The organism is Piscinibacter gummiphilus, from assembly GCF_032681285.1.
Classification (GTDB): Bacteria; Pseudomonadota; Gammaproteobacteria; order Burkholderiales; family Burkholderiaceae_C; genus Rhizobacter; species Rhizobacter gummiphilus_A.
Genome location: NZ_CP136336.1, coordinates 1,246,262 through 1,266,549, shown reverse-complemented (window position 1 = coordinate 1,266,549; position 20,288 = coordinate 1,246,262). Strand labels below are relative to the sequence as shown.

Sequence of the window (20,288 nt, the reverse complement as noted above, 5' to 3'; positions counted from 1 at the left end):
CGCATCACTGCTCGATGAGGTCCGCGCCCTTGGGCACGGTGAAGACGAAGGTCTCGGCCTTGATCGGCTCGTTGGCCACGAACTGGCTGAATTGCAGCAGCGAGCGCTGGTTGAACGCGTCGACCACTTCGATCGCGCTCAGGGTCTTGCCCTTGAAGCCCACGCGCACCGACTTGAAGCTGCCCTCCTTCGCCTTGGGCGTGGCCTCGACCCAGTCGAGACCGTCCTTCGCCGGTTGAGCAGCAAGGTCGAAGTCTTTCTCCAATGAGCCACCGGCCAGCAGCGCCGCAGGTGTGGCGCCGAGCGCCTGGCTGAACTTGCGCGAGCTGGCCTGGTTCAGGTCGGCGTCGTAGATCCAGACCTTTTGGCCGTCGGCCACGATCACCTGCTCGAAGGGCTTGAGGTAGGTGAAGCGAAAACGGTTGGGGCGCGAGAACTCGAACTTGCCGCTCGAGGTCTTCTTCTTCGCGCCATCGGGCGAGGTGACGGTCTGCGTGAACTCAGCGCGGCCCGACTTCACGTCGCGCACGAAGTCCTTGAGCGTGTCGACCGCGGTTTGTGCGCTGGCTGCCGCGGCAGCAAACATCAGCAACGTCGAGACAAGAAACTTCTTCATTCGCTGCGGGCCGGGACGATGATGTCGCGGTTGCCGTTGGTGGACATGGCACTTACGAGGCCGGATTTCTCCATTTGTTCCAGCAGTCTGGCTGCGCGGTTGTAGCCGATGCGCAGATGGCGCTGCACAAGCGAGATCGAGGCTCGGCGGTGTTGCAGCACCACGGCCACGGCCTGGTCGTACATCGGGTCGTTCTCGCCGCCACCGCCACCGGGCATGTCGGCGGTGCTCGGGTCGCCTTCACCGTCGAGCATGCCCCCTTCGAGGATGCCCTCGATGTAGTTGGGCTCACCCTGTTGCTTGAGGTAGTCGACGACGCGGTGCACTTCGTCGTCGCTCACGAAGGCACCGTGCACACGCACCGGCAGGCCCGTGCCCGAGGCCATGTAGAGCATGTCGCCCATGCCGAGCAGCGCTTCGGCGCCCATCTGGTCGAGGATGGTGCGGCTGTCGATCTTGCTGCTGACCTGGAAGGAGAGACGCGTGGGAATGTTGGCCTTGATGAGGCCGGTGATCACGTCGACGCTCGGACGCTGCGTGGCGAGGATGAGATGGATGCCGGCGGCACGCGCCTTCTGCGCAAGGCGGGCGATCAACTCCTCGATCTTCTTGCCGACGACCATCATCAGATCGGCCAACTCGTCGATCACCACCACGATATGCGGCAGGCGCTCCAGCGGCTCGGGCTGCTCGGGCGTCAAGCTGAACGGGTTGGGCAGGGCCTCGCCACGCTCCGTGGCCTCGGCGATCTTCTTGTTGTAGCCAGCGAGGTTGCGCACGCCGAGCTTGCTCATCAGCTTGTAGCGGCGCTCCATCTCGCCCACACACCAGTTGAGCGCGTTGGCGGCCTGCTTCATGTCGGTGACGACCGGCGCCAGCAGGTGCGGGATGCCTTCGTACACGCTCATCTCCAGCATCTTCGGGTCGATGAGGATGAGGCGAACGTCGCGTGCTTCGGCCTTGTAGAGCAGCGACAGGATCATCGCGTTGATGCCCACGGACTTGCCCGAGCCGGTGGTACCGGCCACGAGGCAGTGCGGCATCTTCGCGAGGTCGGCGACGACGGGGGCGCCGATGATGTCCTTGCCCAGGCCCATGGTGAGCTGCGAGGCGGCGTCGTTGTAGACCTGCGAGCCGAGGATCTCGGACAGGCGGATGGTCTGCCGCTTGGCGTTGGGCAGCTCCAGCGCCATGTAGTTCTTGCCCGGGATCACCTCGACGACGCGGATGCTCACGAGGCTCAATGAGCGCGCCAGGTCCTTCGCGAGGTTGACGATCTGCGAGCCCTTCACGCCGGTGGCCGGCTCGATCTCGTAGCGCGTGATCACCGGGCCGGGCGAGGCGGCGACGACTCGCACTTCGACGCCGAAGTCCTTGAGCTTCTTCTCGATGAGACGCGAGGTCATCTCGAGCGTCTCGGGTGTCACGGTTTCCTGGCGGCCGGGCGCCGCGTCGAGCAGGTCGACCTGCGGAAGCTTGGTGTCGGCGAGTTCGGTGAAGAGCGGCTTCTGGCGCTCCTTCACCACACGCTCCGACTTCGGCACTTCGATCACCGGCGTCTCGATCACGATGGGCACGTGCTCTTCGTGCAGCTGGTGCTCGACTTCCACCACATGCTCACGCTCGCGCACGGCACGCTCGCCGATGCGTTGGTCTTCGGCACGCTCGATGCGCTCCACACGTTTCTCGCGCAGCGAGTCGACCCACTGGCCGATGCCCTCGGCGGTGCGCAGCCACGAGAAGCGGAACGCCAGCGCGAGGCCCGCCACCAGCATCGCGATCCACAACACACCCGAGCCGGCAAACCCCAGCCAGCGCTGGCTGACGGGGCCGAGCAGATAACCCAGCACGCCGCCCGCGTTGCCGCCGGCCACGTGCGGCTCGAACTGGTAGAGGCGCGTCCACTCGAGCGCGCAACTTGCGCACATCAGCAGCGCCACGCCCACCCAGAACATCCACAACGGCGCCTGCGGCCGAGGCGCTTGCGCAGGTTCGCCGCCGCGCAGCACGCGCGCCAATGCGCTCAACCACGCACGCAAGCTGATCAACATGCCCCACCAGGCGGAATAGCCGAAGAGCACGAACGCAATGTCCGAGAAGCGTGCGCCGAGCGCGCCGATCTTGTTGATCGGCACAGCGGCGCTGCCGGAGGTCGAGAAGGCTGCGTCGGCCGCGTTGTGCGTGACCAGCGCAATCAGCGCCAGCAACCACAACACGCCGCCGACGAGCACGCCGAAGCGCGTGCGCAGACCGACGGGAGTCATGGGGGAGGAAGCTGGAGCCCCATCGCGGGTGTAGGTGCCGGCAGCCGAGGCCGCCGAACCGCCTTCAGGGCGTAGCGATCCGAGGGGAAACGTCATGCAGCCATTGTGGCCGATGCGGTGTGGCGACTCTGCCGAATCGCCCCACGGAGGCGGGCCAAAGCGACGGTCAGCCCGTCAGGCGTTCTTTGATGATGACGGAGCCGTTTTCCTGGGTCTCGACCATGCCGCGGTCTTCGAGGTCCTTCATGACGCGGCTGACCATCTCGCGCGATGCGCCGACGATCTTGGCCATGTCTTGCCGGGAGACCTTGTTGCGGATGATCTTCACGTCGCCGTCGTCTTCGGCCATGTCGAGCAGCGAGCGGGCCACTCGGCCGTAGACGTCGAGCAGCGCCAGCGATTCGATCTGGCGGTCGGCGCTGCGCAGGCGTTGCACGAGGCCGCGCATGATGGCGTAGGAGAGGCTGGAGTTCTCGGGGAGGCAGCGCGCGAATTCTGCTCGGCCGAGGATCAGCATGTCGGTCTGCACCTCGGCACGCACGGTGGCCGAATGCGGCTCGTTGTCGATCAGGCTCATCTCGCCGACGTAGTTGCCGGGGTGCAGCACGGCGAGGATGACCTCGCGGCCGCGGGAGTCGGATGTCAGCACACGTGCGCGACCCGTGAGCAGAATGAACAACGCGTTCGACTTCTTGCCATGCTCGACGATGATCTCTCCCCGGCGGAACCGGCGCTTCACCACGCTGTCGGCGATGGCCGTGGCCTGCTCATTGGTCAGCAGGGAAAACAGCGGCACGCGCCGGATCAAGTCCAGATTGGACAACATGGCCATCGGAGAACCTCCTTGTTGTGGAATGCAAGCGCCTGAGGGAAATCAAACGTGGAAAACTAACGTTTTCCTAGCATATGGGCAATTGTCACCATTACACGAATTGATGCCAGTCGGCGTCAACCCCATGTCAGACTGACGCCCTCTCGCTGTTTTCGCATTCGTTTCCGCCATGACTCAGAACAACACCCAACACGCCCAGGTCCTGATCCTCGGCTCCGGCCCCGCGGGCTACACCGCCGCCATCTACGCGGCACGCGCCAATCTCAAGCCGATGCTCGTGACGGGCATCGCGCAGGGTGGCCAGCTCATGACCACCACTGAAGTCGACAACTGGCCGGCCGACGTGATGGGCGTGCAAGGCCCCGAGCTGATGCAGCGCTTCCTGCAGCATGCTGAGCGCTTCAACACCCAGATCGTGTTCGATCACATCAACACCGTCGACTTCTCCAAGCGCCCGTTCACGCTCAAGGGCGACTCGGGCACCTACACCTGCGATGCGTTGATCATTGCGACCGGCGCGTCGGCCAAGTACCTGGGCCTGCCTTCTGAAGAGACTTTCATGGGCCGCGGCGTCAGCGGCTGCGCCACCTGCGACGGTTTCTTCTACCGCGGGCAGGAAGTGTGCGTGGTGGGTGGTGGCAACACGGCGGTCGAAGAGGCGCTGTATCTGTCCAACATCGCGAGCAAGGTGCACCTGATTCACCGCCGCGACAAGTTCCGCGCCGAGGCGATCCTGATCGACAAGCTGATGGAGAAGGTCAAGGCCGGCACGATGCAGTTGCACTTGTGGCAAACGCTCGACGAAGTGCTGGGCGATGCCTCCGGCGTGACCGGCGTGCGCCTGAAAAGCACCGACAGCGGCAGCACCCAGGATCTCGCCGTCAAAGGCTGCTTCATTGCCATCGGCCACCAGCCCAACACCGACATCTTCAAGGGCCAACTGGAGATGAAGGATGGCTACATCGTCACCCAGAGCGGCCTGAACGGCATGGCAACAATGACGAGCGTGCCCGGCGTCTTCGCCGCGGGCGACGTGCAGGACCACATCTATCGCCAAGCCATCACCAGCGCCGGAACCGGCTGCATGGCCGCGCTGGACGCGCAGCGTTTCCTCGGCCATTGACAGCGGTCGGAGTGCCAGGGTAGGCAGGTAGGGAAAAGCGGGCTATACTCGTCGTCTTTGCCGAAACCGGCTGCGCATTTCTTGCACAGTCTCGGCTCCAGTTAAACAGATCACACGGAGAAGCGTCATGGCACGCGTCTGTCAAGTCACGGGCAAGGGCCCGATGGTGGGCAACAACGTTTCCCACGCCAACAACAAGACCAAGCGCCGTTTCCTGCCCAACCTGCAATACCGCCGGTTCTGGCTTGAAAACGAAAACCGCTGGGTGCGCCTGCGCATCTCCAACGCGGCACTGCGCCTGATCGACAAGGTGGGCATCGAGCAGGTTGTCGCCGACCTGCGCGCCCGCGGCGAAATCTAAGTTAGGAGCCGATCATGGCAAAAGGTGGACGCGAAAAGATCAAGCTGGAATCGTCAGCCGGCACCGGTCACTTCTACACGACCGACAAGAACAAGAAGACGACGCCCGAGAAGATCGAGATCATGAAGTTCGATCCGAAGGCTCGCAAGCACGTGATGTACAAGGAAACGAAGCTGAAGTAACTCAGCTCCGCTCCAATGAAGAACCCGCCACTGGCGGGTTTTTTGTTGCCCAGAAAAGAAAAGGGCCCGCAACGCGGGCCCGCCTTCGTCTCTTGGCTGCAGGCGTTACGCGTGGGCGGCGCGCAGCTTGAGCGCAAACTCCTGGAGCGCGGCGATGCCGCTCTCTTCGGCCTTCTTGCACCAGGCTTGCAGATCGGCCACGAGTTGCTCGGCCGACACATTGGTGCGCGTCCACAGGGAGCGCAGCTCTTCGCGCATGGCGACCAACTTGGCCAGCGCCGGGCTCTGATCACGGGCGCTCTCGACCGCCGCCTTCACATGGCTCGGGATCTTGTCGGCATCACGGTGCAGCCAGCGGCGGGCCAGGCGCATGTTGGCCAGCTTGGCGTTGGCACCGGCGCCTTCGGCCTTCAGGCGCTTCACTTCGGTCGCACAGGCAACGCGCAGGTCGCGCGCGTACTTGGCCATCACCTCGTAGCGGTTGGCGATCAGCGCCTCGAGCGTCTTGGAATCGGCCACCGGCTTGATGTTGCCCAGCTTGAGCATCGGGGGGGTCTTGCGCACCTTCGCCAGACCCATCATCTCGAGCGCACGGATGTAAGCCCAGCCGATGTCGAACTCGTACTTCTTGACCGACAGCTTGGCGCTCGTCGGGTAGGTGTGGTGGTTGTTGTGCAGCTCTTCGCCGCCGATGATGATGCCCCAGGGCGACACGTTGGTGCTCGCGTCCGGCGCCTCGAAATTGCGGTAACCCCACCAGTGGCCGAGGCCGTTGATGATGCCGGCGGCGGTGATCGGGATCCACAGCATCTGGACCGCCCAGACGGTGAGGCCAGCCGCACCGAACAGCATCAGGTTGAGGATGAGCATGATGCCCACACCCTGCCAGGTGAAGCGGCTGTAGACGTTGCGCTCCATCCAGTCATCGGGCGTGCCGTGGCCGAACTTGGAGAGCGTCTCCTGGTTCTTCGCCTCGGCGCGATAGAGCTCGCTGCCGGTCAGCAGCACGGTCTTGATGCCGTGCGCAACCGGGCTGTGCGGGTCGTCCTGCGTTTCGCACTTCGCGTGGTGCTTGCGGTGGATGGCCACCCATTCCTTCGTCACCATGCCCGTGCCCAGCCACAGCCAGAGGCGGAAGAAATGAGAGGGGATGGCGTGGAGGTCGAGCGCGCGGTGGGCTTGCGAACGATGCAGGAAGATCGTGACCGCTGCGATCGTGATGTGCGTCGTGGCCAGGGTGTACAGCACGATCTGCCACCAGGACGCTTCCACCAGACCACCGGCCAGCCAAGCGACCAGACCATTCCACAGAGACATCATTTCGTTCATCAGCTACCTTGAAACCGTCACACCCAAATGGGTGTGGCATTGTAGAGGGGGCCCTCCAGCCGGAATCCGGAAAACCGAGCAGTTTTCACGCTCCGTCTTCCTGATCTGAAGGCCGCAGTTGGAGGCTTCAAGCTCAGGTGCGTTCCCACGCCGCCGCAAAAAAGCCATCCGTGCCGTGACGATGCGGCCACAAGCGTAGGAAATCGCCTCGGACGAGCCCCTCAGCGCCGGACACGTGGGCCTTCTCCAGCAGTTCAGCGGCAGACAGCGTTCTGAACGCCTTGCCCTGGGCGGCCGTGAATTCCGAGACGATGGCCTCGTTCTCCTGCTCCAGAACGCTACAGGTCGCGTACACGAGGCGCCCGCCGGGTTTCAGGAGGCGCGCCGCACTGGCGAGGATTGCCGCCTGCTTCACACGCAATTCCTCGATCGACTCCGGGGATTGCCGCCATTTCAGGTCAGGATTGCGCCGCAGCGTGCCCAAGCCTGAACACGGCGCGTCGACCAGCACCCGGTCGATCTTTCCGGCCAGCCGTTTGATTCGCTCGTCTCGCTCGTGGGCAATCTGGGCCGGATACACGTTCGACAGCCCACTGCGGGCCAAGCGCGGCTTCAAGGCCGCGAGGCGGTGCCCCGAAGTGTCGAAGGCGTAGAGCCGGCCGGTGTTGCGCATGGCCGCGCCGAGGGCGAGCGTCTTGCCCCCCGCGCCAGCGCAGAAGTCGACCACCATCTCGCCGCGCTTGGGGTCGGTCAGCAGCGAAAGCAGCTGGCTGCCCTCGTCCTGCACCTCGACATCGCCACGCGTGAAGACGTCGAGCTTGTTCAGCGCCGGCTTGCCCTGCACGCGCAGGCCCCAGGGCGAATACGGCGTCGGCTGGGCGTCGATGCGGGCGTCGGCAAGCGCCTTGGCCACGTCTTCACGCTTGGCCTTGAAGGTGTTGACACGCAGGTCGAGTGGTGCGCTCTCGTTGAGGCTTTCCACCAGCGGCCAGAACTCGTCGCCGAGTTGCGCCTTGAGCGTGTCGGCCAGCCATTCGGGCAGGTTGTGGCGCAGCTTCTCGGGAAGCGCACTGCGGTCCACTGCCTGCACCTGGGCCAGCCACTGCTGCTCGGGCTCGCTCAGCGCGGCGCGCAGGAAGCCCTCGTTGCCCTGCCACGCGAGCACGGCCAGGCGCCGCTCCATCTCGCCCTTGCCCGATTGCGCCAGGTGCTGGTACAGCAGGCGCTGCCGCAGCACGGTGTAGGTTGTTTCGGCCAGCGTGTGCCGCTCGCGCTGGCCAAGCGCACGGTGGGTACGGAAGAAGTCGGAGACCACGCGGTCGGCCGGTGAGTCGAACTGCAGAACCTTGTGCAGCAGATCGGTGGCGAGTTCGAGCAAGGCGTTGGGATGCATCCCGCGATTATCCTTGGCCCCTCATGAGCACCGACGACGACCTGAAGCCCCTGCCCCCCACGCCGCTCGGCCGCTACCGCCACTACAAGGGCCACGAGTACGAGGTGATCGGCGTGGCCCGCCACAGCGAGACGCTGGAGCCGCTGGTGGTCTATCGACCGCTCTACAACGCCAGCGGGCTGTGGGTGAGGCCGCATGCGATGTTCTTCGAAGACGTCGAGATCGACGGCCTGCGGCGCCCCCGCTTCCAGCGCATCGCAGACACATGAAGGCGCTGCTCGCCCAGCTTCGCGCGCGGCCGCACCTGATGCTCTCGGTCTCGGCAGGCGCCACGGCGGCCCTGTCGCTGGTGACGCAGCCCTGGGTCACGAGACTGCTCGTGGGCTGGAACGTCTTCACCTGGTCCTACCTCGTGCAGGCCGCCTGGGTGATGTCGCGACAGGACCACCACCACCTGCGCCGCACCGCCATCGCCCAATCTGCCGGCGCCGGCGCGGTGCTCACGACCATCATCGCCGCCGTCATCGCCAGCGTGACCGCCATCGCCCTCGAGCTCGCGCGCGTCAAGGGCGCCCCACCGGGCGAGGCCTGGCCGCACATCGCCTTTGCGCTGACCACGGTCGCGGGCTCGTGGCTGCTGCTGCCCACGCTGTTTGCGTTGACCTATGCCAGCCTCTTCCACCGCCATGCCGGCGGTCACGGGTTGCTGTTTCCGGGGGGACCGGACACGGAGCCGCCGGACTACTGGGACTTCCTGTACTTCTCGTTCACCATCGCCGTCGCCTCGCAGACGGCGGACGTGTCCATCGTCAGCACCGCGATGCGGCGCCTGGTGTTGCTGCAGGCGGTGCTGTCGTTCGCCTTCAACACCGCGATCCTGGCCTTGATGGTGAACATCGCGGCCGGGCTCATCTGACAGGGCTCAGAGCAGCTGCGGCTCGCCGTTGACGTGGGTCACCACGCCGTTCTCGGTGCGCAGCTGCCCACTGATGAACCAGCGCACCGCGCGCGGGTACAGCAGGTGCTCGCGCGCCAGCACGCGGGCCGAGAGCGTCTCTTCCGTGTCGCCGGGCAGCACGCTCACGGCGGCCTGGGCAATGATGGGCCCGTGGTCCAGCTCGGGCGTCACGAAATGCACCGTGGCGCCTGCCACCTTGCAGCCGGCCTCGATGGCCCGCTGGTGAGTGCCGAGGCCCGGAAAGGCCGGCAGCAGCGACGGGTGCACGTTGACCATGCGCCCCTCGAACTGCGTCACGAAGCCCGGCGTGAGGATGCGCATGAAGCCCGCCAGCACCACCACGTCGGGCGCGTACCCGTGCACCACGCGCGCAAGCTCGGCGTCGAAGGCCTCTCGGTCACTGAAGCCCTTGTGGTTCACCACCGCCGTCGCAATCCCGCGTGCCTGGGCGAAACGCAGCCCGGCCGCATCGGGCCGGTTGCTGATGACTGCGGCGACGCGCGCCGGCCAGCCTTCCGTCGCGCAGGCCTGGACGATCGCCTCCATGTTGGAGCCCCGTCCAGAAATCAGGATCACGATGTTCTTCATAAGGGCCGGCAGTGTACGAGCCCGCCCGACGCGGAAATGCCTCGAAACCTACAATCGCGTCCCCCACCGAGACACACCCATGACTGAACGCGTCCTGACCGGCATCACCACCACCGGCACGCCCCACCTCGGCAACTACGTCGGCGCGATCCGCCCCGCGATCCGCGCGAGCCAGGCCCCCGGCGTCGAGAGCTTCTTCTTCCTCGCCGACTACCACGCGCTCATCAAGTGCGACGACCCGGCGCGCATCGAACGCTCGCGCCTCGAGATCGCCGCCACCTGGCTCGCCGCCGGGCTCGACACGAAGCGCGTCACCTTCTACCGCCAGAGCGACATCCCCGAGACGCCCGAGCTCACCTGGCTGCTCACCTGCGTGACCTCCAAGGGCCAGATGAACCGCGCGCACGCCTACAAGGCCTCGGTCGACGCCAACGTCGCAGCGGGCGAGGACCCCGACGCCAACATCACGATGGGCCTCTACAGCTACCCCATTCTCATGGCCGCCGACATCCTGCTCTTCAACGCACACCGCGTGCCGGTCGGCCGCGACCAGGTGCAGCACATCGAGATGGCGCGCGACGTGGCGCAGCGCTTCAACCACCTCTTCGGCAACGGCCGCGAGCTCTTCGTGCTGCCGAACGCCGAGGTCGAGGAAGAAGTGGCCACGCTGCCCGGGCTCGACGGCCGCAAGATGTCGAAGAGCTACGACAACACCATTCCCCTCTTCGAAGGCGGCGCCAAGGGCCTGAAAGACGCGGTGGCCCGCATCGTCACCGACTCGCGCCTGCCCGGCGAGCCGAAGGACCCGGACGGCAGCTCGCTCGTCACCATCTACGACGCCTTCGCCAACGCCGACCAGCGCGCCCAGATGCGCGCCGATCTGCGTGCCGGCCTCGGCTGGGGTGACGCGAAGCAGCGCACCGTCGAGCTGATCGAGTCGCAGCTCGGCCCGATGCGCGCCCGCTACGAAGAGCTGATGGCCCACCCCGAGCGGGTGGAAGACGCGCTGATGGAAGGCGCCGCCAAGGCGCGTGCCGTCGCCACGCCGCTGCTGCGGGAGCTGCGCGAGGCCGTCGGCCTGCGCAAGATGGTCGCGCTGCCCAAGACCCAGAAGACCACCACCACCAAGACCGCCGCCCTGCCGCTCTTCAAGCAGTACCGCGAGACCGACGGCCGCTTCTACTTCAAGCTCACCGCCGCCAACGGCACCACGCTGCTGCAAAGCAGCGGCCTCGCCGATGGCCGGGAGGCCGGCCAGTGGGTCAAGCGGTTGAAGACCGAAGGCAGCCAGGCGCTCGACGAAGCCCCCGTCGAGTTCGTCGACCGTGCGGGCGTGGAAGCGGCGCTGGCCGAGCTGCTCGTCGCCGCCGTCGCTGACAACAAAGCCGAGAACAAGGCTTGACGACCACGGCGCCTCGCATGGCCGGCATCCACATCACCGACATCGAGTCCGCCATCAACTGGTGGCGCGAACGCTCGCCCTCGCCCGACGGCGTCACCGCCTGCAAGGAAGTGCTGGCGCTCGCCGAGGTGTACGCGCTGATGGTGTATTACCACGAGCTCGAGTGCGACGAAGACAGCATGCCGGCCAAGGCACACGAGGCGTGGCTCGCCTGGTACGCCAGCACGCCCGACGCGCCCTGCATCGCCATCTGCTCCACGAGCCAGGGCGACGACGTCTGCAAGGGCTGCGGCCGCACCTTCGACGAAGTGCAGAACTGGACCGTGATGACCCCGTCGGAGAAGCGCCAGACCTGGCGCCGCATCACCTTCGAAGGCACCGCCTGGCGCTTCAACCGCTACAGCGAACGCGCGCCCGACGCGCAAGCCGCCCCGACCACCGAGGGCGCTGCTTGACGGCAGCCGCGACCACGAGACTCGTCGACAGCGCACGGCGCATTGCACCGCTCGCCTGGCCGGTGTTCGTGGGGCAGGTCGCGGTGCTCGCCTTCAGCACCGTCGACACGGTGATGGTGGCCCGCTATTCGGCGCTCGACCTCGCGGCACTCGCGGTGGGCGCCGCTGCCTACATCACCATCTTCGTGGGCTTCATGGGCATGGTGCTCGCCATCGGCCCAATTGCCGGGCAGCTCTTCGGCGCACAGAAGACCGAAGCAGCCGGCGCGCAACTGCACCAGGCCATCTGGGTCGCGTTGGGTTTGTCGGCGTTGGGAAGCGCGCTGCTGCTGATGCCCGCGCCCTTCCTCTACGCCGCGCAGGCCAAGCCCGAGGTGGCCGAGAAGGTGCAGGCCTACCTCGGCTACCTGGCGCTCGCGCTGCCACCGTCGCTCATCTTCCAGGCCTTCCGCGGCTTCAACACCGCCGTCTCGCGGCCCAAGGTGGTGATGGCGCTGCAGCTCGGCGCGCTGGCGCTCAAGGTGCCGCTCAACGCACTCTTCATCTACGGCCTGCCGGCGCTGCACGTCCCCGCGATGGGGGCGGCCGGCTGCGGGCTCGCCAGCGCCATCGCGATGTGGGCGCAGCTCGCCATCGCCTGGTGGGTGCTGCGGCGCGACCCGTTCTATGCGCCCTTCGGCCTGCACGTCACGCGCCTCGACAAGCCGCACTGGCCAAGCCTCAAGGAGCTGCTGCGCCTGGGCATACCGATGGGCCTGTCGATCCTGATCGAAGTCACCGGCTTCACCTTCATGGCCATCTTCATCTCGCGCCTCGGCACCACCGAGGTGGCGGGGCACCAGCTCGCGGCCAACCTCGTCTCGCTGATGTTCATGATGCCGCTGGGCATCGCCAACGCCACCACCACGCTCGTGGCGCAGAGCATCGGAGCCGGGCGGCATGCCGATGCACAGCGCCTCGGCTGGCACGGCTTGCAGATCGGCGCGATCGTCGCCACGGTGCTCGGCACCACGGTGTACCTGCTGCGCGAGCCGGTGCTGCGGGCCTACACGAACAACGCGGTCATCGTGGCGGCCGCGATGCCGCTGCTGGCCTTCGTCGCCATCTTCCACGTGGCCGATGCCACGCAGACGGTGGCCGCGTTCGTGATGCGCGCCTACCGTGTGGCCACCGCGCCGATGGTGATCTATGCGGTGGCGCTGTGGGGCGTGGGGCTGGGCGGCGGCTACGTGCTGGCGTTCAACCTGACCGGCCTCACGCCCGAGCCGCTGCTCGGGGCGCAGGGCTTCTGGGCGGCGTCCGTCACCGGACTGGTGCTGTCAGGCGTCGGCCTGTGTGCGCTGATGGCCTGGGTGCTGCGCCACAAGACGGGTCGCTAGGCTCGGGGGAACACGAGCTCGAAGCAGCTGCCGCCACCGTCACGCCCCGTGCAGCGCACGCTGCCGCCGTGTCGCTCGGCGATCTGCTTCACGAGGCTGAGGCCGAGGCCTACGCCCCCCGCCTGCTCGGCGTGGCCGGGCAATCGGTAGAAGGGCTCGAAGATCCGCTCGCGCTGCGCCTCGGGCACGCCGGGCCCGCGGTCGCACACCTGCACCGTCGCCTGGTTGCCGCTGCTGTCGACCTTGACGGTGATGTCGTCACCGCCATAGCGGCGCGCGTTTTCCAGCAGGTTGCGCAGGGCACGGCGGAGCAGGCGCTCGTCGCCGGTGACGGTGGCCGAGGCGCCATCCACCGCCGCATCCACACGCGAGCCTTCTTCTGCCGCCAGGGCCAGCAGGTCCACCGGGTCGCGCTTGTCGACACGCTGCACCGCATCGAGGCGGCTCGCGAGCAGCACCTCCTCGACCAGCGCATCGAGCTCGCCCACGTTGGTCTCGATCTCACGCTTGAGCCGCTGCGACTGCTCGGGCGATGCGCCATCGAGCATCTGCACCGCCATCTTCATGCGCGCAAGCGGCGAGCGCAGCTCATGGCTCGCATTGGCCAGCAGCGACTGGTGCGAGCGCACCAGGTTCTCGATGCGCTCGGCCGCGAGGTTGAAGCTCGCCGCCACGGCGGCCACCTCGTCGCGCCCGCTCACGTCGACACGGTGGTGCAACTGGCCGGCGCCGAACTGCTCCACACCCTTCTTCAACGCCTGCAAGCGGCGCGTGAGGTGGCGCACCGCCGGCCACGCCCCTGCCGCCACGGCGAAGAAGAGCAGCACCAGCAGCACCACCGGCCCGAAGCCCTGCCAGGTCGGCGGCATGAACGGCAACAAGGGTGGCGGCAACGGGCGCAGCACGTCGCCTTTCGCCCCGCCGCCACCGCCTTGCCCGGCGATGGCGCGCAGGCGGGCGCCCGGCGCCTGGCGCAGCACCCACAGCGTGCGGCCGTCGTCGAGCGGCACGGCATGAAGCCGGCCACCGCCCTCCGCCTGACGGCGCTGGAACGATTCGGAGGTCGCAATGCGCACCCCCGCCCGATCGTCGAGCGCCAAAGGCAGGCGCAGGCGCTGCGACCATTCCGCGAGCGCCGCCGCCTGCTCGTTGACGGGCGCCTCGGGCGCCGGCAAGGCACGCTGGATCAGGTCGCCCCAGGCGCCCATGCGCTCGGACACCGCCGACTCGGTGAGCTGCCGTTCGCGCTGCACCTGGCGCTGGAACAGCCAGCCCGAGCCGAAGGCAAACAGCAGCAGCACCGCGACCACCGTGAGGTAGATGCGCAGCGTGAGGGTTCTCACTCTTCGGCGTCCTGCTTCTTTGCGAACACGTACCCCGCACCCCGCACCGTCAGCACCCGCTTGGGCGCCTTGGGGTCGTCTTCGATCACGGCGCGGATGCGCGAGATGTGCACGTCGATCGAGCGGTCGAAGGCCTCCAGCGGATGGCCCTTGAGCGAATCCATGATCTGGTCGCGCGAGAGCACACGCCCCGGGCTTTGCGCCAGCACCACGAGCAGGTCGAACTGGTGGCTCGTCAGGTCGCACGGCCTGCCTTCGAGGCGGGCCACGCGGGCGCCCAGGTCGATCTCGAGCCGGCCGAAGCGCAGCACTTCGTCGGCCGCGTCGTCGGGCGCGGCGCGGCGCAGCAGCGCCTTCACGCGGGCCAGCAACTCGCGGGGCTCGAAGGGCTTGGGCAGGTAGTCGTCGGCGCCGAGCTCCAGGCCGACGATGCGGTCCATCGGCTCGCCGCGCGCGGTGAGCATGAGCAGCGGCAGCTTGCGAGTGCGGGGCTCGCTGCGCAGCTCGCGGCACAGGTCGAGGCCGTCGCCATCGGGCAGCATCAGGTCAAGCAGCAGGGCATCGAAGGCCTCGGCGGCCAGGCGCTCGCGCCCTTCGGCCAGCGAGCCCGCCACCTCGACCTTGTAGCCGGCGCCTCCCAGGTAGTCGCCCACCATCGCCGAGAGGCGGGCATCGTCATCGATCATCAACAGGCGAGCACTCATGACTGCGGCATCCATCGAATCGCCCCGCGGCACGGGCTGCGGGGCCGAGGCCGAATCAGACCACAAGCCGGCGGACTTCATTGCGCAGGGGCCGAGGCCGCGCCGCGGCGCTGCATCGAACGCTGTTGCATCGCTTCCTTCATGCGCTCGTGGCGCGCCTGGGCCTGCTGTGCCAGCTTGGCGCGCTGCTCCGGCGAGAGCACTGCGCTGATGTCGAGCAGGGCCTGGGTGATGCGCTTGCTGGCAAGGTCTTGCTGCGCCAGCATCTGGGCACGGTTGGCCTCCACGGCACGGGCGTCGACCACCGGGGCGGTGAAGAGCTGCATGCCCTGGGTGCGCAGCCCGCGCACGGCCTCGCGGATGGGCGTCAGGTCAGCTGCCGCAGCCCGCACGATCTGCTTGACCTGCGTGCGCTGGGCGTCGGTCGCGTCGACACCCTTCAGGTAGCGGTCGACCCCACGGTCGATGCGCTCGGGCGAGCCCATGAAGAGGCCGTGGCCGCCGAAGCCGCCCTCACCACCCCTCATGCCGTGGTGCATCGTGTGGCGGGGCGGGGCAGCGCCGTCGGGCTGCGCCCAGGCCGACAGCGCCACCGCGCCGCCCACCGCGAGCAAGCTCGCCAGCACCACGAACCTCACGCCGCGCAACGGGGCGGCGCTCGAGGTGGCCGCCTGTGTCCGGGTCTGAAACATCTCATCTCTCCTGGAAACCGGGCCGATCGCCCACGCTGCCACTGTCGGCGCGGCGGGTGAACTGCGCGTGGCCGGGGGGTAAAGATGTGTGAACCGTGGAGCCCTGCACAAAAGCCGCTCAAGTGCGCTGTTCGCACGGCCGATAAGCTGGCGAAGCGTCCTCCAGGGCCAACCAGGAGACCTCAAAAACCATGTCGAACGCTGCCATGACCGCACCGCCCCCTGCCTTCGAGCCTCGCGCCGAAGCGGAGGGAGACGCTCACGCCCGCACCCGCCGGCGGGTGTGGATGGTGGAGTGCGCCGTCATCGGGGCGAGCTACGTCCTGAACGGCGTGCTGATGAGCCTCTTCGCGCTCGGCGGCACGGTGCACTGGAGTGCCGGCGTGTGCTACGGGCTGCCGGGGGTGCTGTTGTCGGCCACCTGCGTCGCGCTCATCGCCACCGGCGCCAGCGAGCGCACCTCGGACCCCAGCTTCTCCAAGGTGCAGGCCTACGGCAACGCCGCGCTCACGCTGGTCGGCGTGGCGCTCTTCCCCCAGCTCGCCTTCGCCTACGCGCTGTCGCTCTTCATCCTGATGCTCACGGCCACCTACCGCATGCCCAAGCGGCAGCTTCACGTGATGCTCGCGGTGGTGGTGCTGCTCTTCGCCGCGCTCACCTTCGGCCAGGGCCAGCCGCTCACCGTACCCGACAGCACGCCGCTGGAGCGCTGGCTGTCGCTGCTCTTCTTCGTGGTTTCGCTCGGGCGCTGCGTGTTCCTGAGCGTGATCAACACCCACAACAACCGCCTGCTGCGCGAGCGTGGCATCGAGATGCAGGCCAAGCTCGCCGAGATCGAGCGCCTGGCTCACCACGACGAGCTCACCGGCGTGCTCAACCGCCGCCGCATGATGCATTTCCTCGGCGAGGAACTGGCCCGCCACGACCGCAACGGTGCCCAGGTGAGCGTCGCCCTGCTCGACCTCGACCACTTCAAGGCGGTCAACGACACCCTCGGCCACCTGGCCGGCGACGAGGTGCTGCGCCGCTTCGCCGCCGCCGTGCAGCGCCATGCGCGCAACACCGACCGCTTCGGCCGTTACGGCGGCGAGGAGTTCCTCGTCATCCTGAACGACGCCACGACCGACGCCGCGCTGCAGGCCATCGAACGCATGCGCGCCGCCGTGGCCACCATCGACTGGAGCCACCTCTCGCCCGAGCTGCGCGTGACCTTCTCGGCCGGCATCGCCACCTACAACGGCAACGAGTCGGTGGAGGTGCTGCTCAGCCGCGCCGACCTCGGCCTGTACGAAGCCAAGCGCTGCGGCCGCAACTGCAGCCGAGCCCTGTGAGGACCTCGACATGAGCGAACTCGCCTTAGGCGCCACGCCTCCCACCCCGGCCAAACCGGCCCAGCCCGACCGCCGGCTCGGCCACCACCTCAACAACCAGCGGCTCATCATGGTGAGCTACCTGATCGACGGCGTGGTGCTGACGGCCTTCCACTTCGCCGGCACGATCGGCTGGGCGCCGGTGCTGGCCTACACCGGCTGCGGGCTCCTGATCTCGGTGGTGACCTACGCCCTCATCGCCAGCGGCTGGACGCAACGCTTCCGCGACACCGGCATCGCCGTCTACCAGACCATCCCGGCGCACGCGCTGCAACTCGCCTGCATGGCCTGGGTGCCCGAGGTGAGCTTCATGTTCGCCCTGCTGCTCTTCATCGTGTATTGCACGCTCACGCTGTCGCTCGATCCGCTGCGGTCCGTGATCGGCTGGGCCATCGCCGCGACGTGCACGGCCGGCGTGCTCGCCATCGTGGGCACGCCGTTGCACATGCCCAGCAGCAACCTGCCCGAGCAGGTGATCAGCTTCGTCTTCTTCGTGATCACGCTCTGGCGCTGCGTGCTCATCGGCAGCTTCAACCGTCAGATGACGAGCCGCCTCAAGGCACGCGGGCGCGAGCTGGCCGAACTCACCGCCAAGGTCGACCTGCTGGCCCACCACGACGAACTCACCGGAGTGATGAACCGCCGCAGCCTCTTCACCGCGCTGCACGACGAGCTGCAGCGGGCCGAGCGCACCAAGGTGCAGCTCTGCGTGGCCATCCTCGACCTCGACCGCTTCAAGCTCGTGAACGACCAGCTCGGCCATCTGGCCGGCGACAGGACGCTCAAGATCTTCGCGAGCACCCTCTCGCAGCTCACCCGCAAGGCCGACCGCTTCGGCCGCTACGGCGGCGAGGAGTTCCTGCTGGTGATGACGAGCACCGGCCTCGACACCGCCGAAACCCCCATCGAGCGCATGCGCGCCGCGCTGACGGAGGCCGACTGGAGCGCGGTCGCCCCCGGCTTCTCGGCCACCTTCTCCTGCGGCCTGGCCGCCTGGCGCCCCGGCGAAACCGCAGAGCAGCTGCTGCAGCGCGCCGACAACGCGCTCTACCGCGCCAAGCGCGACGGGCGCAACTGCACCCGCGTCGACTGAGGCCGCTTCTCGCGCGTCAGGCGCTGCTGCGTTCGCTCGCCGGAACCGCCCGGTCGCGCAGCCAGCCGTCGATGCAATTGAGCAGCACCATCGGGTCGGCCGGCTTCACGAAGTGGTGGTCGAAGCCGGCGGCTTCGGCGTTCTGCCGGTCCTCGCGCTGCCCATAGCCGGTGAGCGCAAGCAGCAACGCGGCCTTGCCGACGGGTGTCTGCCGCAGGCGGCGTGCCACCTCGTAGCCGTCGAGCACCGGAAGCCCGATGTCGAGCACCACCACCTCGGGCGAGAACAACTCCGCCGCCACCAGCGCTTCGCCACCGTCGGCCGCGGTGCGCACCTCGTGTCCGCTCAGTTCGAAGAAGCTCGCCACGCTCTGCGCCGCATCGCGGTTGTCGTCGACCACCAGCACGCGGCAGGCCGGTGGCGGCGGCTGCTCGGCTGGCGCGGGCGTGGCATCGCCACTCGCGATCAATCCGACGCAGGGCAGGCGAAGCGTGAACTCCGAGCCCTTGCCCACGCCTTCACTCGCCGCTTCCAGGCGGCCACCGTGCATCTCGGCCAGCCGGCGAGCGAGCGTGAGGCCCACGCCCAGGCCGCCCTGCGCGCGGTCGAGGCCACGCGCACCCTGCGTGAAGAGGTCGAAGATGCGCGGCAGCAGCTGCGCGTCGATGCCGATGCCTTCGTCGCGCACCCGGATCACCGCCCCCGATCCGTCGAGGCTCGCATGCAGCCTCACCGTGGTGCCGCGCTCGCTGTACTTCGAGGCGTTGTTGAGCAGGTTGGACAGGACCTGCGCCAGCCGCGCGAAGTCGCCCTGCAGCCACACCGGCTCGGCCAGCGGCTGCACCAGGAGCGTCTGGCCGCGCGAATCGACGAGCGGCTGCGCCGTCTCGACGCTGTGCGCGATCACCGCGTTCAAGTCGACCTTCTCGCGGGTGAGCACGATCTTGCCCTGGCTGATGCGCGCCACGTCGAGCAGCTCGTCGATCAGGCGCGTCATCTGCTGCACCTGGCGCACCATGATCTCGCAGGCGCGGTTGAGCTTGGGGTCGGGTGGCGCCACGCGGCGGATCACCTCCAACGCGGTGCGCACCGGCGCGAGCGGGTTGCGCAGCTCGTGCGAGAGCATCGCGAGGAATTCGTCTTTCCGGCGGCCGGCTTCCTGCAGCTCCATCTCGGCGGCACGCCGCTCGACGATCTCGCTTTGCAGGCTGCCGTAGAGCGTCGCGTTCTCGAGCGCCGCCGCGGCCCGCGCGGCGAGGTCGTCGAGCACGCGCCAATCGACGAGGTGCTCGCGGCCGTCGCTGGCCACGAAAAGCGCGCCCAGCAGCCGGTCGCCGTTGATGAGCGGCAGCGCCGCCGCACGCTGCCAGCGCCGGCTGCTGCGCGGCTCGAAGCTGCCGGTCGAGGGTTCCTGCACCGCTTCTTCCAGTGCCGTGAGCAGCATCTCGTCGAGGTTGACGCGGGTGCGGTCCTTGATGGCGCGGCGCAGGGCCACGCGCACGCTGCCGTCGAGCGACGACCAGGGCAACTCGCGCACCGATCCATCGCTCGCCAGCACCACCTCGGGCTGGCTGTCGACGTCGTCGCTGCCCACCACCACAGCGGTGGTGGCGAGCGTGGGCACGAGCAGGCGCGCCAGGTCGCGGCGGCTCACGGCCGCCTGCAGCGAGCTGTTGAGCACGTGGCTGGCACTCGCAAGGAACGCGGAGCGCCGGTCGCTGTCTTCGGCCGCCTCGCGTGCGGCTTCGGCCGCAGCCACGGCCGCCCGCGCATCGGCCTGCCGCCGCAGCTGGCGCTGCATGGCGAAGAGCCGCACGAAGACCCGCACCTTGCTGCGCAGGATGTGCGGCACCACCGGCGAGAGGATGTAGTCGACCGCACCGAGCGCATAGCCGCGCTCGGTCTGCATCTCGTCGGCATAGGACGTGATGAAGATGATCGGCGTGTCGACCGAGCGCTTGTACTGGCGGATGAGCGTGGCCGTCTCGAAGCCGTCGATGTCGGGCATGTTGACGTCGAGCAGGATCACCGCGAACTCGCGCTGCAGCACCTCACGCAGGGCCTCGCGCCCGGAGCGCACGAAGACGAGCTCCTGCCCCAGCTCTTCGAGCACGGTGCGGAACACCAGCAGCTTCTCGGGCAGGTCGTCGACGACAAGGATGTTGACCTTGTCTTCGCCCTCCGCCGGCACCGTCATGGAGAGA

At 67.7% G+C, this 20,288-nt stretch carries 20 protein-coding genes; 10 read left to right on the top strand and 10 right to left on the bottom strand.

Features of this window, described 5'->3' with window-relative positions:
• Positions 1–4: 4 nt before the first annotated feature.
• From lolA to RXV79_RS06105, 3 genes are all read right to left on the bottom strand, one after another.
• A complete protein-coding gene (lolA, locus tag RXV79_RS06115) occupies positions 5–616 on the bottom strand; it encodes an outer membrane lipoprotein periplasmic chaperone LolA (protein ID WP_316702576.1) in 612 nt (203 codons plus the stop codon).
• Positions 613–2,976: a DNA translocase FtsK gene (locus RXV79_RS06110; RefSeq protein WP_316702575.1), complete on the bottom strand. Its 2,364-nt coding sequence runs from the start codon at positions 2,974–2,976 to the stop codon at positions 613–615. Before RXV79_RS06110 ends, lolA begins: the two co-directional genes overlap by 4 nt.
• Before the next feature lie 70 nt (positions 2,977–3,046).
• Positions 3,047–3,712, bottom strand: coding sequence for a Crp/Fnr family transcriptional regulator (locus RXV79_RS06105; protein WP_257828930.1), 666 nt, complete (start codon positions 3,710–3,712; stop codon positions 3,047–3,049).
• Positions 3,713–3,881: 169 nt separating this feature from the next.
• On the opposite strand from RXV79_RS06105, the gene trxB reads away from it, so the two are divergent.
• The 3 genes from trxB (at position 3,882) to rpmG (ending at position 5,378) form a co-directional block, all read left to right on the top strand.
• A complete protein-coding gene (gene trxB / locus RXV79_RS06100; RefSeq protein WP_316702574.1) occupies positions 3,882–4,835 on the top strand; it encodes a thioredoxin-disulfide reductase in 954 nt (317 codons plus the stop codon).
• 127 nt (positions 4,836–4,962) lie between these two features.
• Complete coding sequence (gene rpmB / locus RXV79_RS06095) at positions 4,963–5,196, top strand: 50S ribosomal protein L28 (protein ID WP_257828928.1); 234 nt, start codon at positions 4,963–4,965, stop codon at positions 5,194–5,196.
• Between the two features lie 14 nt (positions 5,197–5,210).
• The gene (gene rpmG / locus RXV79_RS06090; RefSeq protein WP_047498832.1) at positions 5,211–5,378 is read left to right on the top strand and encodes a 50S ribosomal protein L33; all 168 of its coding nucleotides are present in this window, start codon (positions 5,211–5,213) and stop codon (positions 5,376–5,378) included.
• A gap of 105 nt (positions 5,379–5,483) precedes the next feature.
• Here rpmG and RXV79_RS06085 read toward each other — a convergent pair whose 3' ends face one another.
• Together RXV79_RS06085 and RXV79_RS06080 are read right to left on the bottom strand one after the other, a co-directional pair.
• Complete coding sequence (locus RXV79_RS06085) at positions 5,484–6,707, bottom strand: DesA family fatty acid desaturase (protein WP_316702573.1); 1,224 nt, start codon at positions 6,705–6,707, stop codon at positions 5,484–5,486.
• A 133-nt stretch (positions 6,708–6,840) separates the two neighbouring features.
• Entirely contained in the window at positions 6,841–8,100 is a 1,260-nt protein-coding gene (locus tag RXV79_RS06080) for an RsmB/NOP family class I SAM-dependent RNA methyltransferase (protein WP_316702572.1), read from the bottom strand.
• A 23-nt stretch (positions 8,101–8,123) separates the two neighbouring features.
• Here RXV79_RS06080 and RXV79_RS06075 point away from each other — a divergent pair, with 23 nt between their 5' ends.
• Both RXV79_RS06075 and RXV79_RS06070 read left to right on the top strand, forming a co-directional pair.
• Positions 8,124–8,369, top strand: coding sequence for a DUF1653 domain-containing protein (locus tag RXV79_RS06075; protein ID WP_316702571.1), 246 nt, complete (start codon positions 8,124–8,126; stop codon positions 8,367–8,369).
• On the top strand, positions 8,366–9,016 hold the full coding sequence (locus RXV79_RS06070) for a DUF1345 domain-containing protein (RefSeq protein WP_316702570.1): 651 nt from the start codon (positions 8,366–8,368) through the stop codon (positions 9,014–9,016). Before RXV79_RS06075 ends, RXV79_RS06070 begins: the two co-directional genes overlap by 4 nt.
• Positions 9,017–9,022: 6 nt before the next feature.
• On the opposite strand, the gene purN is transcribed toward RXV79_RS06070, so the two are convergent.
• Positions 9,023–9,646 carry a phosphoribosylglycinamide formyltransferase gene (gene purN / locus RXV79_RS06065; RefSeq protein WP_316702569.1) on the bottom strand — a complete coding sequence of 208 codons (624 nt, stop codon included), beginning with the start codon at positions 9,644–9,646 and terminating at the stop codon, positions 9,023–9,025.
• 79 nt (positions 9,647–9,725) lie between these two features.
• Between purN and RXV79_RS06060 the strand changes: the two genes are divergently transcribed.
• The 3 genes from RXV79_RS06060 to RXV79_RS06050 are packed head-to-tail and all read left to right on the top strand — an operon-like array spanning position 9,726 to position 12,882.
• Positions 9,726–11,048, top strand: coding sequence for a tryptophan--tRNA ligase (locus tag RXV79_RS06060; RefSeq protein WP_316702568.1), 1,323 nt, complete (start codon positions 9,726–9,728; stop codon positions 11,046–11,048).
• Between the two features lie 17 nt (positions 11,049–11,065).
• Entirely contained in the window at positions 11,066–11,503 is a 438-nt protein-coding gene (locus RXV79_RS06055) for a DUF3717 domain-containing protein (RefSeq protein WP_316702567.1), read from the top strand.
• On the top strand, positions 11,500–12,882 hold the full coding sequence (locus tag RXV79_RS06050) for an MATE family efflux transporter (RefSeq protein WP_316702566.1): 1,383 nt from the start codon (positions 11,500–11,502) through the stop codon (positions 12,880–12,882). Before RXV79_RS06055 ends, RXV79_RS06050 begins: the two co-directional genes overlap by 4 nt.
• On the opposite strand, the gene RXV79_RS06045 is transcribed toward RXV79_RS06050, so the two are convergent.
• The 3 genes from RXV79_RS06045 to RXV79_RS06035 form a co-directional block, all read right to left on the bottom strand.
• Positions 12,879–14,225, bottom strand: coding sequence for a sensor histidine kinase (locus RXV79_RS06045; protein ID WP_316702565.1), 1,347 nt, complete (start codon positions 14,223–14,225; stop codon positions 12,879–12,881). The two genes, RXV79_RS06050 and RXV79_RS06045, sit on opposite strands and share 4 nt — an antisense overlap.
• Complete coding sequence (locus tag RXV79_RS06040; RefSeq protein WP_316702564.1) at positions 14,222–14,929, bottom strand: response regulator; 708 nt, start codon at positions 14,927–14,929, stop codon at positions 14,222–14,224. Before RXV79_RS06040 ends, RXV79_RS06045 begins: the two co-directional genes overlap by 4 nt.
• Positions 14,930–15,006: 77 nt before the next feature.
• A complete protein-coding gene (locus RXV79_RS06035) occupies positions 15,007–15,621 on the bottom strand; it encodes a Spy/CpxP family protein refolding chaperone (protein ID WP_316702563.1) in 615 nt (204 codons plus the stop codon).
• A 191-nt stretch (positions 15,622–15,812) separates the two neighbouring features.
• Between RXV79_RS06035 and RXV79_RS06030 the strand changes: the two genes are divergently transcribed.
• Both RXV79_RS06030 and RXV79_RS06025 read left to right on the top strand, forming a co-directional pair.
• Complete coding sequence (locus tag RXV79_RS06030; protein WP_316702562.1) at positions 15,813–16,952, top strand: GGDEF domain-containing protein; 1,140 nt, start codon at positions 15,813–15,815, stop codon at positions 16,950–16,952.
• Positions 16,953–16,962: 10 nt separating this feature from the next.
• Positions 16,963–18,084: a GGDEF domain-containing protein gene (locus RXV79_RS06025; protein ID WP_316702561.1), complete on the top strand. Its 1,122-nt coding sequence runs from the start codon at positions 16,963–16,965 to the stop codon at positions 18,082–18,084.
• A gap of 16 nt (positions 18,085–18,100) precedes the next feature.
• Here RXV79_RS06025 and RXV79_RS06020 read toward each other — a convergent pair whose 3' ends face one another.
• Entirely contained in the window at positions 18,101–20,281 is a 2,181-nt protein-coding gene (locus tag RXV79_RS06020; RefSeq protein ID WP_316702560.1) for an ATP-binding response regulator, read from the bottom strand.
• Positions 20,282–20,288: the final 7 nt, after the last annotated feature.

Bases quoted from the DNA above. Each gene is read 5' to 3' on its own strand.
- lolA (WP_316702576.1), bottom strand. From the start codon at position 616: ATGAAGAAGTTTCTTGTCTCGACGTTGCTGATGTTTGCTGCCGCGGCA.
- RXV79_RS06110 (WP_316702575.1), bottom strand. From the start codon at position 2,976: ATGACGTTTCCCCTCGGATCGCTACGCCCTGAAGGCGGTTCGGCGGCC.
- RXV79_RS06105 (WP_257828930.1), bottom strand. From the start codon at position 3,712: ATGGCCATGTTGTCCAATCTGGACTTGATCCGGCGCGTGCCGCTGTTT.
- trxB (WP_316702574.1), top strand. From the start codon at position 3,882: ATGACTCAGAACAACACCCAACACGCCCAGGTCCTGATCCTCGGCTCC.
- rpmB (WP_257828928.1), top strand. From the start codon at position 4,963: ATGGCACGCGTCTGTCAAGTCACGGGCAAGGGCCCGATGGTGGGCAAC.
- rpmG (WP_047498832.1), top strand. From the start codon at position 5,211: ATGGCAAAAGGTGGACGCGAAAAGATCAAGCTGGAATCGTCAGCCGGC.
- RXV79_RS06085 (WP_316702573.1), bottom strand. From the start codon at position 6,707: ATGAACGAAATGATGTCTCTGTGGAATGGTCTGGTCGCTTGGCTGGCC.
- RXV79_RS06080 (WP_316702572.1), bottom strand. From the start codon at position 8,100: ATGCATCCCAACGCCTTGCTCGAACTCGCCACCGATCTGCTGCACAAG.
- RXV79_RS06075 (WP_316702571.1), top strand. From the start codon at position 8,124: ATGAGCACCGACGACGACCTGAAGCCCCTGCCCCCCACGCCGCTCGGC.
- RXV79_RS06070 (WP_316702570.1), top strand. From the start codon at position 8,366: ATGAAGGCGCTGCTCGCCCAGCTTCGCGCGCGGCCGCACCTGATGCTC.
- purN (WP_316702569.1), bottom strand. From the start codon at position 9,646: ATGAAGAACATCGTGATCCTGATTTCTGGACGGGGCTCCAACATGGAG.
- RXV79_RS06060 (WP_316702568.1), top strand. From the start codon at position 9,726: ATGACTGAACGCGTCCTGACCGGCATCACCACCACCGGCACGCCCCAC.
- RXV79_RS06055 (WP_316702567.1), top strand. From the start codon at position 11,066: ATGGCCGGCATCCACATCACCGACATCGAGTCCGCCATCAACTGGTGG.
- RXV79_RS06040 (WP_316702564.1), bottom strand. From the start codon at position 14,929: ATGAGTGCTCGCCTGTTGATGATCGATGACGATGCCCGCCTCTCGGCG.
- RXV79_RS06035 (WP_316702563.1), bottom strand. From the start codon at position 15,621: ATGTTTCAGACCCGGACACAGGCGGCCACCTCGAGCGCCGCCCCGTTG.
- RXV79_RS06030 (WP_316702562.1), top strand. From the start codon at position 15,813: ATGTCGAACGCTGCCATGACCGCACCGCCCCCTGCCTTCGAGCCTCGC.
- RXV79_RS06025 (WP_316702561.1), top strand. From the start codon at position 16,963: ATGAGCGAACTCGCCTTAGGCGCCACGCCTCCCACCCCGGCCAAACCG.
- RXV79_RS06020 (WP_316702560.1), bottom strand. From the start codon at position 20,281: ATGACGGTGCCGGCGGAGGGCGAAGACAAGGTCAACATCCTTGTCGTC.